This is a genomic window from uncultured Roseivirga sp. (assembly GCF_963973945.1).
Classification (GTDB): Bacteria; Bacteroidota; Bacteroidia; order Cytophagales; family Cyclobacteriaceae; genus Roseivirga.
On the sequence record NZ_CAXBBV010000016.1, the window covers coordinates 32,741 to 47,598 of the forward strand.

The window sequence follows — 14,858 nt, forward strand, 5'->3', positions numbered from 1 at the left end:
TTGCGCCATGAAAATTTGCTTCGCAACTAATAATAAAAACAAGCTTGAAGAAATCTCTCAGATTTTAGGAGATCAGTTTGAACTAGTGTCTTTAAAACAAATTGGTTGTTCGGAAGAACTAGAAGAAACGCAGGATACACTGGAAGGAAACTCATTGCAAAAAGCTGCCTATGTTTTTGAACATTATGGCATTCCTGTTTTTGCTGACGATACAGGGTTAGAGATAAATGCCTTAAATGGTGAGCCAGGAGTTTATTCAGCCCGATATGCTGGGCCAGAAAGAGATTCTAGTATGAACATGGCAAAGGTATTGGAAGGACTAAAATTCGCTAACGATCGCTCCGCAAAATTCAGAACGGTGATTACCTATATAGAAAACGGTGAGCCTATTCAGTTTGAAGGTATTGTTGAGGGTGACATTACAAGTAAAGTAATGGGTGAAGGTGGTTTTGGCTATGACCCAATTTTTCAACCTAAAGACTACGATAAAACTTTTGGAGAACTATCTTCAGAAATAAAGAATACGATTAGCCATAGAAAAAGAGCATTTGATAAACTTATCAAATTTTTAAAAGGCAGAGAAGGTAAATCGGTTTAGGTTACTATTTTTGCAAAATGTCTGAAAATAAGCCTTATATCATTGGAATCACAGGAGGGAGTGGATCAGGGAAAACGCGTTTTCTTCGTTCACTAATGCAGAGCTTTGATTCAGGAGTAGCCAGTATTTCTCAAGATGATTACTATAGACCAAGAGAACATCAACTGGTAGATAAAAATGGAGAGTTTAATTTCGACAGGCCAGAATCCATTGACTACGAACATTTTGCTAGCGATCTTTTGGCTTTGAGCAATTGGAAGGATGTAGAAAAGCAAGAGTACACTTTCAATAACCCTAATGTTCAACCCAAAAACATAGTAATAAAAACTGCGCCCGTAATTTTAGTGGAAGGAATCTTCATTTTCCATTATCAAAAAATTTCTGAGCTCATTGATATGAAAATTTTTGTGGACGCGAAGGATTATATCAAACTTCAGAGAAGGCTAACAAGAGATAGAGTAGAAAGAGGCTATGATGCTGATGATGTGCTGTACAAATATGAGAACCATATTATGCCGTCATATCAGAAATATATTGAGCCGCATAAGGAGCAAGCAGACATTGTAGTGCCTAATAATACTGATTTTGGAGTGGCATTGGATGTAGTAAAATCATTTATTCAATCGAAAATAAATGAGCATACTGTATGATTCTAAACTCTATTCTATAAATTTGATCCGCTAAATGAAAATAACACCGAAAATATCAGGCATAAAAAGAACCCTCTTCTACGTGTTGGGAGTGCTTGTGGCTGTATTTGTGGTGGCTCAAGAACTTATCGATTACCAGAGTTTAAGAATTAACTTGGCCTCAGAGTCAACCGATCAGCAAGAAAAGGATGATCAAGGTGATAAAAAGGAAACTGTATATGAATACACTTGTGAACTGGCATTACCATCTACGGTAGTTCAGCTTCAAGCCTTTATCCCCGTTTTCATTGGTACAGTAATTAGAGAATCTGAAGAAAAGCAGATTCGATACCCTAGTGTTCCATTGTACGATTCACCTCATTACAAGAATCTTTTCCGAAAGAAAATATCTCCGAATGCCCCATAGGCTTTCTTTTTTATTGCCTCTTATGATGCAATAAGTCCTCGCGAATAAAATAAACTTTATTATATCAATTCAGGAGTATTTGAAGGCAGTTGTCATTCATTTGCTAACTAATTTTCAAAAAAGCTCCAAACGATTAACTAACCATAAACCAAAATGAAAAATAAGAATACCATAGTCTTTTTGACAGTGATCATTACGGCTCTGTGTCTTTATTACCTCGGGATCACTTTTTTCTCTAGAGGAATCCAGCAAGACGCAGTGAACTATGCTAAAAATGAGGCAGGAGTAATAGACCAGCAAAAGAAACAATCATACCTTGACTCTATTTGGAGAGAGCCTGTACTTAATATTTTAGGCGCGGATTTTACGTACCAAGAAATCAAAGAATATGAATTGAACCTTGGTCTCGATTTACAAGGCGGAATGCATGTTACTTTGGAGGTTTCTCCAGTGGCTATTATTGAAGGGCTTGCAGGAAATAGCAAGGATCCGCAATTTAGAGAAGCATTAGCCAAAGCAGAGGAAGCGCATAAAACAAACACGCAAACACCATATGCTCAATTGTTTCAAACAGCTTATGCTGATGTAACATCTGGCGGACAGTTAAGTAGAATTTTTGCAAACGCAGCCAACAAAGGACGGATTGAATTTGGTTCAACCAATGCTGAGGTAATGAAGGTAATTAACGAAGAAGTGGATAATGCCATCGATCGTGCTTTCCAAATTCTGAGAACCAGGATCGATAGATTTGGTACATCACAACCCAACATCCAAAGACTTCAAGGAACAGGTAGAATTCAAATTGAATTGCCAGGAGTTGACAATCCTCAAAGAGTTAGAAAACTATTACAAGGTGTTGCTAAGTTAGAGTTTTGGGAAGTATATGCTCCAAGTGAAGTTGCTCCTACACTTTCTGCCATTAACGATGCGCTTTTAAAAATCGAAGCAGCAGATAAAACAATAAAGCCTACAACCGATTTGGCTTCTGAATTGAAAGCTGAAAGCACTGACGGACAAGAAAACTCTCTTGAAGAGCAATTGTCAGGTGATACTACCAAAACTGCTGAAGAAGAATTGGCTACTCCAGGTCAATCAAAATTCTTCTCTTTAATGAAGCAAGGTCCTTCTGAGGGTTTTTTCTACTCTTTAGCTGATACTTCGCAGATCAACAGAGTACTTAAAAACCCAAGTATCACAAAGCTATTCCCAAGCACATTAAAGTTCTTATGGGGAGTAAAACCTGTTGAGGGAACTGAATTACTTGAGCTTTATCCCATTAAAATGGGCAGAGGAGGTGAATCTCCTTTAACTGGTGAAGTAATTACAGATGCTCGTCAATCTTTAGACGAATATATGAGGCCAGCTGTAAGCATGCAAATGAATGCATTGGGAGCGAAAAAATGGAGAAACATTACTGGGGCGAACATTCAAAGAAGTATTGCAATTGCGCTTGATAACTATGTATATACTGCGCCAAATGTGCCAGAAGAGATTCAAAACGGGAATTCTCAAATTAGTGGAAACTTTACAATAGAGGAGGCAGACGATCTTGCAAACATTCTTAAAGCAGGTTCACTTCCAGCGCCAACAAAAATTGTTGAAGAAGCTGTGATTGGACCAACATTGGGTAAAGAGGCTCAAAGACAAGGGGTAACCTCAATTTTGGCAGGTTTGGCCATTGTGGTCATTTTTATGATTTTCTATTATGCAAAAGGTGGAATCGTGGCTAACGTAGCTTTGCTTTTCAACATCTTCTTTATTCTTGGTATTCTTGCCAACTTAGGTGCAGCGCTAACCTTACCTGGAATCGCAGGTATCGTGCTGACGATTGGTATGTCCATTGATGCGAACGTACTTATTTTCGAAAGAATCAGGGAAGAGATGCGAAACGGTATTCCGATTTTGCAAGCCATATCATCAGGTTATCAAAAAGCATACAGCTCTATTATTGATGCCAATGTAACTACCTTTCTTACCGGGGTGATCCTTTATGTTTTAGGCCAAGGTCCATTAAAGGGATTTGCTGTAACCTTAATGATCGGTATTATATGTTCTTTCTTTTCTGCAGTATTTATTACTAGGGTAATCATTACCTACATGACCAAGAAAGGAAATGACAGCAAACTTAGCTTCGACACTCCAATGTCAAAAGGTTGGTTGAACAATGTTCATTTCGACTTCTTGGGCAAAAGAAGATTGGCTTACTTAATGTCAGGTATTGTAATTGCAGTCGGTATCATATTGATGGCTACTAATGGCTTGAGACTTGGTGTAGACTTTAAAGGTGGACGTTCTTATGTAGTGAATTTTGATGAAGCTATGACAGCTTCTGATATCAAAACATCGCTCTCTGGAATGGAGACTTTTGCAAATTCTGGTATTGAAGTGAAAACTTATAATACTGCAAATATGCTTAAAATCACAACATCCTACTTGATCGAGGATGAATCAGTTGAAGCGGATGCTGCTGTAAAAGGGGCATTAACAAGTGCTTTGAGTCAGATCACTAATAAGACGTTTGTGGATGGAACAGTTGATAATGTAGAAGCAGGTCAATTTATAATTGGTGGTTCATCTAAAGTATCTCCGACCATTGCAGATGATATTAAAGACTCGTCACTTGAGTCGTTTGGTTTGGCTATACTAGCCATATTCTTCTATATCCTTATTAGATTCCGAAGATGGCAATTCTCACTGGGTGCAATTATTGCGTTGGTACATGACTCTTTAATTGTACTATCTGCATTTGCTATTGCGGGCTTATTTGGAGTTAATTTTGAGGTGGATCAAGTGTTTATAGGAGCCTTGCTAACTATAATAGGGTACTCTATAAACGATACCGTGGTAGTGTTCGATAGGATTCGTGAGAACTTACAGCTTAAGGGTTCAAAAGACTTAGTGGGTACATTTAACGAATCTATTAACAGCACCATTAGTCGTACGTTGATTACTTCAATGACCACTTTGATTGTGGTTGTGGTCTTATTTATTTTTGGTGGAGAAGTACTTAGAGGATTCTCTTTTGCTTTCTTGGTAGGTATTATTGTAGGTACATATTCTTCAATATTTATTGCATCACCAATTGTAGTTGATTTGTCTAAGAAAACATTAAGCAAAGCAGCGGATAAGGAACAAGAATATTCAAGAGCAAAGGCAAGTGCTAAAGCAGCAGCTTCTGCAAATCAGGCTTAAATTTTATAAATATTATTTTAATGAAGAGGCCGTCCCAAAAGTAATATTCAGACGGCCTCTTCATTTGAATTATCTTCTGCTATAATCCAGTTCCCTCTCGGCTATAACGCAGTACGGGATTGAAAAGCGGAGCTTTACTGGAACAGAAGTACCGCCCATCAGATATCAAGATTTCTTAAGTTATCTCCCCACTTACCTTTATATGGGTCATAGCTGCATTTGAGAGGTTTAGAGTAAATATTAGAATCACTTTCCCTAAAGGCTCTGCAATCGGTACAGATATAACGAAATTCGCAGTCTTTACAAACTTCAATCTGATCCTTTGTGATGTCCCAATATTTATGAAGAACATCATTTTTTAAATTAAGTATTTCAGCTAGGCCAGATTTATAAATATTCCCTAAAATTTCAGGCATCGAAGGGCAATTTTTTATATCGCCATTTTCGAGTAAGGAAAGCTTTTTATTTAAACAGGAATTAAATTTTTGGCTTTCCGTAAATAACTCTAGATTCACTTGAAATGAACTATGGCAAATAATTCCGCAGTTTTCGTTATTTACTATTGTATTCTTAACTACAGATATCTTATCGTAATTTTTATAATTTTTATATTCTGAGTCTGCGACATTTGCTAGCATGATATGCATAATTCTCTGGTTTACTGCGAAAAACTTGTCAATATCGTTACAGGGAAAATTTTGAAGTACTAAATAAACTCCAGCAATCTTGGTTTCTCGTATTTTTTGAAGTATTGTACATAATTTCTCATAACTCACCTGTGAATAGAATCTCAATTCAAGATATTGCACACCTAATTTAATGAGGTCGTTTACTATTTCTTCTTCCTTTTCTTCAAAATAATCACCGTACTCAATAATCATATTTGTAATTATTGAGGGGCTCTCCCAGGTGAGGTCTAATTCAGGAAATAAATGTGGCTCACCAGTAATATGTATAAGATCTTCTTTCAAAAGTTGCTCTAACTGATTGATAATTTCATCTTCATATTGTTGGCCATACACCTCGATTATTTCTTCAATTGTTTTATTAGAGTGCTCCATAAGAATCTGGTGGAGGACCTCGTCTATTTCGAAGTATACACCACGTTGTAAATCACAAACAATTACATTCTTTGCTCCCTTAACAGGAATACAATTGGCAAAAAGATTTATGTAATGAGACTTATTCATTGATGAAATGTATTTTTGAAATTGGCTTATAGGATTGTTGACAACTTGAAGATTTTGAATTGTAAACTGGAAATTCGTCTAAACCAGTAAAATTAGAAGACCCTTTTACCGAATGTTCTTTCGTCTTTGGGTTTTTAAAAAAAAGAGGCAACTCATTTTCTAAGATTTCAAACGATTCTTTTAGTGTTCCTTTTTTGTTTGTTCTTTTCATTCTGGCCTATTAAGTGTTCTGCAAGTTTTTTTTCTAAATAATAATTACATGGATAGGATACCATCCCAAATTGACCAATGGGATTGATTTCCAAGAAGTAATAATTGCCATCTGTTGACTTTATGAGATCTAAAGAACCCATGGTGTATCCAGCTTTTCTGCAAAATTTTTTCACATTGTATTCAACTTCCTTTGGAAGGTTAAAAGGCACCGTTCTATTGGGTTTTTCATCATTATAGTTTCTGAAATCTAGCTGAGTCTGTTTATCATTTTGAGAAAAGATAGCCATTGAGTAACAGGTATCACATAAATAAAAAACTCGAATTTCAAATTCTTTTAGAATTTCTTGTTGAAAAAGAGATTTAAAGAAAGAACTAGGGATATCTTCTATTTCATCGACCGTAAACCCTTTTGTATATAGAATTATACTCTCAACAATATTATTGTCAATTGAACTTGTAAAATGAGGCGTTTCAGAGATAGGTTTACAGATAATTCTTTCGTGCCTTTTTGCAAATTGACTTAGGGTTAACTTGCAAGATGTAATCACGTATTCTGGCACTGATAAATTACAAGACTTTGCTATCTCTAAATTCTCTATTTTGTTTGCTGACATTTTTTCTGGGCGCGTTGTCCAAACTTTATTATCTAGATTTAAATTTAAGAATGATCTCAAAACTCCAGTTTCTCGTCTGAGTGATGATAGTAGTGCGCTCGCATTTTGGGCTCCTAAAGCATCATAATACACCTCATTTCCTTTGTTAATTAGTTTACTAGAGGACCATCTACGATTCCAGATAATGTTAATAGCTTCAGGGTCAAAGTCTTCAAACTGTATCTGTCCATTAATAATATCTGTTTTCTCAATGAAATCATCACCATTGAGTCTGTAGTAATCTCCATTAAGTCCATCAAGCCAATTCATAACCATATCTGTTGTGTCTTCCATCTTAGACATGCTGATTATTAATATCATATCTCTTTAAGTATTTTAAAAAAAAATTAAAAAAAAGTGTTTTTAATACAACATCTAATTCTGTTTTGCTTTAGGAATAATTACTGTTTTGAAACAAGTGATGTACGGTTATTTGATAGATTCATTGAATTAATTAGAACGGAAAGATTATAAGGAGAATAAAAGCTTACTCTCCTTAATTTGTTCTCAAACAGGTTCATCCGTATCATAATCCTGATGATCATCAGCAAACTCTGAGTCAGGTACCATACCCCAAGGAATAACATAACGAGATGTATCCTTCATCCCAATGGTGTTATTTCCAGTACCAGTACGTCCGAAACCTCCGACTATTTTACCGGCCTCTTTCCTTGTAATTTCATTTTTTTTAAACAATGACTTTTTCATAAAATTTTACTTTTAAGTTCACCTACTCTATTTATTTAATCTCTCTGGAAAGTTTTCAGCTTCCCTTTTCCAGAAATTATATGCTGATATATCATTTTAAAAGTATGAAGGTTTGATTAATTATACTAGTTTATTAATAAAAAATAATCCTCACTTTAGAAATTATTAGGAGTAAATTAACTTACAGTTCAAAAGAGGTGTTAGAACAAAAGTGAGTATCAGTATATTATAAGGTGTTGTATATCTTATTGCTTATTGCGTATTTTTCAGTTTTCTTTACTCAAATATTCTATACTAAAAGTTTTAAATGAGATCATTAAACTTCCCATTTTACAAGCAACAAGAACAAAAAGATTGTGGTCCGACTAGCCTTAGAATTATAGCCAAGTATTACAACAAAACAATTCCCCTACAGCAACTACGTAAGCTCTGTGAAACCACCCGTGGGGGAAGTAGCATGATGGGGTTAAGTGATGCAGCGGAGGCCATTGGCTTTCGAACAATAGGTGTTAAACTCAATTTTAATGATTTTAAAAAGGATGCGCCATTGCCCTGCGTTGTGCATTGGAACAAGAATCATTTTGCAGTCGTTTATAAAATCAAAAAAGATCAAGTATATATATCAGACCCCGCAATTGGTTTGCTTCAATATAGCAAAGATGAATTCATAGCACACTGGATTGGCAACAACGCGGATGCCACAACCCAAGAAGGGATTGCCCTTTTAATAGAGCCCACTCCTAAATTCTATCAGGAGGACTATGAGGAGGAAAAATATTATGATATCAAGTTTATTTCTAAATACCTCTTTCAGTATAAAAAGTTATTAGTGCAACTATTTATAGGTCTGTTGGCTGCAAGTTTATTGCAGTTGGTATTTCCATTTTTAACGCAAAGTGTTGTAGATGTCGGTATTCAAAATCAAGATATTGAGTTCATATATCTGATCTTGATTGCTCAACTTTTTTTGTTTTTTGGTAGGACAGCCATAGAATTAATTAGAAGTTGGATATTACTTCATATCAGTGCTCGAATAAATATTTCTTTGATTTCTGATTTCTTTATCAAATTGATGAACCTGCCTATTTCGTACTTTGATGTTCGGCTGACTGGAGATATTCTACAACGTATCAACGATCACAAAAGGATAGAGCGAATTTTAACTACCTCTTCCTTAAATGTGCTTTTTTCATTTCTTAACCTTATCATTTTTGGAATTGTACTTTCCTTATATAATATTCAGATTTTTGGTGTATTTTTAATAGGTAGTGTGCTCTATTTTTTGTGGGTAGTAATTTTTTTAAAGAAAAGAAAAGACCTTGATTACAAACGGTTCAGCCAAGTAAGTATAGAACAGAGCAAGGTAATCGAGTTAATCAATGGTATACAGGAAATCAAGCTGCACAATGCCGAGAAGAAAAAACGTTGGGCATGGGAACATTTACAAGCTAGGCTTTTTAAACTATCAATAAAAGGGTTGGCCCTTGAACAGTACCAAAGCGTTGGTTCTTCTTTTATTAATGAGTTGAAGAACATATTGATTGTGGCGCTTTCCGCTACGCTTGTCATTAAAGGCGAAATCACTTTGGGTATGATGATGGCCATATCCTATATAGTGGGGCAGTTAAATTCTCCTGTAGTTCAATTAATAAATTTTGTCAGAGAATTTCAAGATGCCAAAATAGCACTCGATCGTTTGGCGGAAATTCATAACAAGGAAGATGAAAAGCAACATGACTTTGAAAAAAATACAGAAGTAGCTATTGATAAAGATATCATTCTTGAAAAGGTTACTTTTCGATACACCGGTTCTGATGTTGAAGTTTTAAAGGACTTGGATCTAACAATTCCAGTTAATAAAGTTACCGCTATAGTGGGCGTAAGTGGTGGTGGAAAGACCACGTTAATGAAGCTTTTACTTAAATTCTACGAACCTAGGGATGGGAATATTTTTGTCGGAAATACCGACTTGAATTCAATTTCTCAACAGGCCTGGAGAGACAAGTGCGGAGTTGTGATGCAAGAGGGTTATATATTTAATGATACCGTTGCCAGTAACGTAGCAGTTGGTGATGAAATTATAAACAAGGCCAAATTGGTGCACGCTCTGGACGTAGCTAACCTGAGGGACTTTGTTGAGTCATTGCCATTGGCTTACAATACCAAAATAGGAATGGAGGGTACAGGCTTGAGTACTGGGCAAAAGCAAAGGTTATTAATTGCCAGAGCTGTTTACAAAGATCCGAAATTTCTCTTTTTTGATGAAGCCACTTCTTCACTTGATGCCAACAATGAAAAAACCATTATGGAGAATTTGGACAAATTCTTTCAGAATAAAACAGTACTCGTAATTGCTCATCGATTAAGTACAGTTAAAAATGCACATCAAATTGTGGTTTTGGAAAAAGGAAGAATAGTTGAAGTGGGTAATCATAAGGGTTTAGTGGCGCAAAAAGGAGTTTATTACGAATTGGTGAAAAATCAACTTGAACTGGGGAGTTAGATGTCAGAAGAAAATAATCATGTTAACATTGAATTAAGATCTGAAGAAATTCAGGATATTCTTACAAGAGCACCAAAATGGATGATCCAATGGGGTAATTCAATTTTGATCTTAATAATTTTAGTAGCCTTGATGCTGAGTTACATTATCAAGTATCCAGATGTAATTACTGGGAAGGCCTTAATATCAACCAAAACTCCACCTGTATACATCATCAGTAAAGTTAATGGCCGAATTGGTAATCTCATTGTTCAAAATGGCCAAACAGTAGAAATAGGGGGTATTATTGCAGAAATAGATAATCCCGTGTCTTTTAGCTCAATACAATATCTGGAATCTTTTTTGGAGTCAGCAAAAAATTTCCTAAAAGATCCAAAAAACTATCAATTTAATTTTGATGAAAAGATTAATCTTTATGATGCAACACCTAACTATTTGGATTTAAAAAACCTTTTAGAGGAGTACCAATTTTTTTTGTTTGATAAAAGTGCAGCCCAAAAATTGGTTGAACTTAAATTCAAGAGAGACAGCTATTTAAAGTTAAAAGAAATTACGATTAGAGAAACTGAGTTAAACAAGGCAGATTTAGAATTTGCTGAGGGAAAGTTCAAAATGAAAGAACAAGAATTCAAACAAGGGCTTATTTCTCAATTTGACTTTCTTAATGCGCAGTATACTTATAATCAATCTTTGATCTCTCAGGAATCGATTAAAAAAAGTATTATTCAGATGGATATTACAAGGGCAAATTATCAATCAGAAATAAATGACTTTACTCAAAGCAGAATTGCAGAGATTAGAACATATAAAGATGAGATAAGTGGATTAATAAGCTCGTTGCAGAATTACATCATTAGATGGAACAATGATTTTACAATCAGGTCACCTGCAAATGGCAGGTTAGACTATCTAGGAAGGGTGAAAGTAAATCAGCTAATTGATTCAGGGGATAGACTTTTTGCGATTGTTTCTCCAGCAAGTGAGTATGAAGTTGAGTTAGAAATCACATCCGCTGGTTTTGGCAAAGTTAAGGTAGGCCAAGAGGTCAAATTGAAACTAGACAATTACCCTTATAATGATTTTGGGTTTATCAATGCCAAAGTGATAGGATTGCCTGTCTTGCCAAATAAAGATGTTTATAAATTGAAAGTGGAATTGACCAATGGTTTAAATTCCTCATATGACATTGATATTAAATATAGTCCTGAAATGATGGCTACAGCCGAAATCATTACTGAGGACTTACGATTAGTTGAAAGACTTTTTAGTAATTTAAGAAGCGTTTTTGAGAATTGACTACTCTTACGTTCAGGTCACCTAGGATCAAGGGATTGTACCTAATAGATTGGATACAAAATCGTGAATAACAGGTGATTAAAATCAAGTTATAAAAAGAGGCTGTCTGAAAAGGTAGTCTCTTTTGTTTTAAGAACGTGTCTCTTCTCTCATAACATTACTTTTTGTGTAACGCTTTTTTAGGACGGGACATACACTAATATTTCTTCATTAACTTTGCAGTATGAAAACTAAAGTTGAGAAGCGAATAATGATAGTGCTAGCAAGCATTATGAGTGTTTGTTTGGCGCTACAGTACGTTGTTGGAGTTGATAACTTCTCTGACCCTGTGATGGCTAAATACTGGTTGGAGTTTATCTTGTATCCATCCTGTTTAGCTACGCTTATTCTTATTTGGCGCCTTACTTTAGATAAGAAGATAGAAGGGAAGCAGCAGCGTGAAAAGAATCTTGAAGATTTAAAGCGAAACAATTGAATATAGACATCTCAACCCCAGCATTGCTTTTTCCAGCCATCACCCTCTTGCTCTTGGCTTTTACCAACCGTTTTGTGGCTCTGGCTACTTTGGCCCGTGGTTTAAGACAAAGGTATTTAGATCATAAAGATCCGCCTGCTACTATATTAGGTCAAATCAAAAACCTTAGAGTTAGGTTATTACTCATTCGTAATATGCAAGCGTTGGGAATAGCTAGTTTTTTCTGCTGTGTACTAAGTATGGTACTTATGTACTTGCGCGAACAACAAATGGCTGACCTTATTTTTGGTGCAAGCCTTTTTCTCTTGCTTGCATCCTTGGTGCTTTCTTTTATTGAGACTCAAATCTCGACCAAGGCACTTAATCTTGAATTGAGCGATTTAGAGCAGAAATCTACCAATAGAATATAAAATCGCCTGTTTTTACATTTCCCAAGATAATCTCCATTCCATAATATTTACTTATCTAGTTTTTTTGTTTCTGGCCGGCAGTACTGGTAGCGAGCAATATTATTGCTTTTATTTTAACCTGATACTGACCTCCATTTATACAGCATTTTAAGAGATTAATCACGCGCTGACTCAATCAGTGTTTTATTTTTATCAAAATACTTGTCTAAACAAGTATTTTGATTATATTTGAGGAGATTTACCATCTACTCATGGATTTCGGTAAGACTCTCTTTCACTTAAATAGCAATCTTGGCTATAATCTTTACCGCACCTATTTGCTCTTTCATCGAGAGTTGATTAGGGCTTTAAAGGGGTATTCAGTTACTCCCGAGCAATGGCAGGTACTGATTATGCTTTGGAATCACGGTAGTGTAACCCCTACTGATGTCAGTCGGGTTACACTTCAGGATTTGCCTTCAATTTCTCGCATGATTGTTCGTATGGAACGAAATGGCTGGATTGAAAAGGAAGGTAATGAAGCAGACGGTAGGTCATTTCGGATAAAACTTACTCAACGTGGTGTGGAGAGTAAGGATGAAATGATGAAATCTATGGAGATACACTTTGCTAAATTTTTAAAAAGTGTTCCCGCACAAACGAATTACAGCATAAAGCAAGAGCTGGTAAAGCTGCGCACAATGCTAGGAGATTACACACCCAAATAATGACAGACGGTCAGGTCATTTTGGAGCTGGTTTAGCTTCAAATCTCTAATGTTTAGGTTGAAACGGAGATAATCCGGTTAGGAACATAAGGTTCCTGACCGGGAAATGACTCGAATAAAAACATTTGCACTTCCTCCCTTTTCCTCCTAGATTCCAGTTCTAAAATTTACTCTCTTGATAGATTTACGAAGCGATACTCTAACCAAGCCTACTCCTGAAATGCATTCCGCTATGATGGCTGCAGAAGTAGGCGATGATATGTTTGGCGAAGACCCAACCGTAGCTGCTTTAGAAAAGAAAGCAGCCCATATGTTTGGGATGGAAGCAGCACTTTATTGTGCCTCTGGTACTATGACCAACCAGATTGGAATCCGTTTACATACCACTTTACAAGACGAAGTAATCTGCCATAAATATTCGCATATCTACCTTTATGAGAGCGGTGGAATTATGTCCAATTCAGGAGTTTCCGTTCGCTTGCTGGAGGGTGACCAAGGTAGAGTTACGGCCAAAGATGTTAAAGCTGCAATTCAACCAGATGATATTCATTCACCCGTTTCAAGAATGGTTTCGCTAGAGAACACCATGAATAAGGGTGGGGGAAGTTGTTATGATTTCGATGAAATACTGGCCATTAAAAAAGTGTGTACCGAAAATGGTTTGGCCTTCCATTTAGATGGCGCTAGGCTGTTCAATGCTTTGGTTGCTAAAAATCAAAAGGCAGAGGATTACGGTAGAACTTTCGATACGATTTCAATATGTCTTTCAAAAGGCTTGGGCGCTCCGGTAGGCTCATTGTTATTGGGATCTGCTGATAAAATTAAACGAGCCAAACGTGTGCGTAAGGTAATGGGCGGGGCTTGGCGACAAGCGGGATACATTGCCGCGGCTGGTTTGTACGCTTTAGAAAATAATATTGAGCGTTTGGCAGAAGATCACAAAAATGCTCAAATCATAGCCGATACTTTGAAAGGTTTAGATTATGTAGAAGAGATTTATCCTTGTGAAACGAATATCCTGATTTTCAGAATAAGTGAACGCTATACTAACGAGTCTTTTTTAGCGAAGCTGAAAGAGCATGATGTTTTGGCTTTTGGCTTCGGTCCTCAGCTAATCCGTTTTGTAACACACTATGATTTCACCCCAGATCATTTAACAGACCTTTTACAGGTATTAAAAAAGCTATAAGGACTTAGTTTGAACTCTATTTCAAACCCCTTTCAAGTAAATTTTAATCAAGTTACGGTGATGGTCTGCATGGTGAATGGTAAAATACATCATTTCTCTAACCGTAAGTTTCCCCAATAGTGGATGGGGAAGAATGAACTCGTTTAGTTGTGCCTCGGTCCATTTATCAAGTTTTTGATTGATGGATTCGATATTACTTTGAAGCTGATTGATGAATTTTTCTTTTTTATTGAAGTCTACTTTTTGGGGAGAAGAGGCAGCACCAGCTACTCCTCCTAAGGCAAGTTTTTCTTTATATCGCTCCACTAGCTGGTCGAAATTTTTTGAATGACGATTGGCTTTACCAAACTTAAGTTTGATCAGGAATTTTGGTAAACCCATGTCCTGATTCAACGGAGAAGTACTTTTTATCAAATGCTCCATTTGCTGCCCAGCCGACCACTTGCCTTCTGGAGCATATTCAAACTCATCTTTAGTGAGTGAGTTGCAGCTATTTACAAAGTTTGAATAAACAGAAGTAAGCCTGTTTTTAATTTGATCTTTTTCCATTGTTTCTGTCCTTAGATTGAAGGTAGAACATCTTTCTGTGATGGACAAAAAGAAAACCGAGCCATCCTTCTGATCACTCGGTTTTGCAACTAACTAAAACACTTTGTTATATACCACCTT

At 36.1% G+C, this 14,858-nt stretch carries 14 protein-coding genes; 10 read left to right on the plus strand and 4 right to left on the minus strand.

Features of this window, described 5'->3' with window-relative positions:
• Window positions 1-7: 7 nt before the first annotated feature.
• The 4 genes from rdgB to secDF all read left to right on the plus strand — a co-directional run bounded on the left by rdgB (window position 8) and on the right by secDF (window position 4,846).
• Entirely contained in the window at window positions 8-598 is a 591-nt protein-coding gene (gene rdgB, locus AAC026_RS18225) for an RdgB/HAM1 family non-canonical purine NTP pyrophosphatase (RefSeq protein ID WP_339701104.1), read from the plus strand.
• A gap of 17 nt (window positions 599-615) precedes the next feature.
• Window positions 616-1,248 carry a uridine kinase gene (gene udk / locus AAC026_RS18230; RefSeq protein ID WP_339701107.1) on the plus strand — a complete coding sequence of 211 codons (633 nt, stop codon included), beginning with the start codon at window positions 616-618 and terminating at the stop codon, window positions 1,246-1,248.
• 34 nt (window positions 1,249-1,282) lie between these two features.
• A complete protein-coding gene (locus AAC026_RS18235; RefSeq protein WP_339608828.1) occupies window positions 1,283-1,654 on the plus strand; it encodes a hypothetical protein in 372 nt (123 codons plus the stop codon).
• Between the two features lie 153 nt (window positions 1,655-1,807).
• On the plus strand, window positions 1,808-4,846 hold the full coding sequence (gene secDF / locus AAC026_RS18240) for a protein translocase subunit SecDF (protein ID WP_339701110.1): 3,039 nt from the start codon (window positions 1,808-1,810) through the stop codon (window positions 4,844-4,846).
• Window positions 4,847-5,004: 158 nt separating this feature from the next.
• On the opposite strand, the gene gwsS is transcribed toward secDF, so the two are convergent.
• From gwsS to AAC026_RS18255, 3 genes are all read right to left on the minus strand, one after another.
• The gene (gene gwsS, locus AAC026_RS18245) at window positions 5,005-6,036 is read right to left on the minus strand and encodes a grasp-with-spasm system SPASM domain peptide maturase (RefSeq protein WP_339701112.1); all 1,032 of its coding nucleotides are present in this window, start codon (window positions 6,034-6,036) and stop codon (window positions 5,005-5,007) included.
• A gap of 167 nt (window positions 6,037-6,203) precedes the next feature.
• Window positions 6,204-7,223 carry a grasp-with-spasm system ATP-grasp peptide maturase gene (gene gwsG / locus AAC026_RS18250; RefSeq protein ID WP_339701114.1) on the minus strand — a complete coding sequence of 340 codons (1,020 nt, stop codon included), beginning with the start codon at window positions 7,221-7,223 and terminating at the stop codon, window positions 6,204-6,206.
• Between the two features lie 186 nt (window positions 7,224-7,409).
• Window positions 7,410-7,610 (minus strand): hypothetical protein, encoded by a 201-nt coding sequence (locus AAC026_RS18255; protein WP_339701117.1) that lies wholly within the window; start codon window positions 7,608-7,610, stop codon window positions 7,410-7,412.
• A gap of 307 nt (window positions 7,611-7,917) precedes the next feature.
• On the opposite strand from AAC026_RS18255, the gene AAC026_RS18260 reads away from it, so the two are divergent.
• The 6 genes from AAC026_RS18260 (at window position 7,918) to AAC026_RS18285 (ending at window position 14,189) form a co-directional block, all read left to right on the plus strand.
• Complete coding sequence (locus AAC026_RS18260; RefSeq protein WP_339701119.1) at window positions 7,918-10,113, plus strand: peptidase domain-containing ABC transporter; 2,196 nt, start codon at window positions 7,918-7,920, stop codon at window positions 10,111-10,113.
• Window positions 10,114-11,409 carry an HlyD family efflux transporter periplasmic adaptor subunit gene (locus AAC026_RS18265; RefSeq protein ID WP_339701122.1) on the plus strand — a complete coding sequence of 432 codons (1,296 nt, stop codon included), beginning with the start codon at window positions 10,114-10,116 and terminating at the stop codon, window positions 11,407-11,409.
• A 223-nt stretch (window positions 11,410-11,632) separates the two neighbouring features.
• Entirely contained in the window at window positions 11,633-11,884 is a 252-nt protein-coding gene (locus AAC026_RS18270) for a hypothetical protein (RefSeq protein ID WP_339701124.1), read from the plus strand.
• Window positions 11,881-12,294, plus strand: a complete 414-nt coding sequence (locus AAC026_RS18275) for a DUF2721 domain-containing protein (protein ID WP_339701126.1) — start codon at window positions 11,881-11,883, stop codon at window positions 12,292-12,294. The genes AAC026_RS18270 and AAC026_RS18275 overlap by 4 nt, the downstream gene beginning before the upstream one ends.
• A gap of 251 nt (window positions 12,295-12,545) precedes the next feature.
• Window positions 12,546-13,001 (plus strand): MarR family transcriptional regulator, encoded by a 456-nt coding sequence (locus AAC026_RS18280; protein ID WP_339701128.1) that lies wholly within the window; start codon window positions 12,546-12,548, stop codon window positions 12,999-13,001.
• A gap of 174 nt (window positions 13,002-13,175) precedes the next feature.
• Window positions 13,176-14,189, plus strand: coding sequence for a GntG family PLP-dependent aldolase (locus AAC026_RS18285; RefSeq protein WP_339701131.1), 1,014 nt, complete (start codon window positions 13,176-13,178; stop codon window positions 14,187-14,189).
• 21 nt (window positions 14,190-14,210) lie between these two features.
• Here AAC026_RS18285 and AAC026_RS18290 read toward each other — a convergent pair whose 3' ends face one another.
• Window positions 14,211-14,738: a DinB family protein gene (locus AAC026_RS18290; protein ID WP_339701133.1), complete on the minus strand. Its 528-nt coding sequence runs from the start codon at window positions 14,736-14,738 to the stop codon at window positions 14,211-14,213.
• Window positions 14,739-14,858 lie beyond the last annotated feature (120 nt).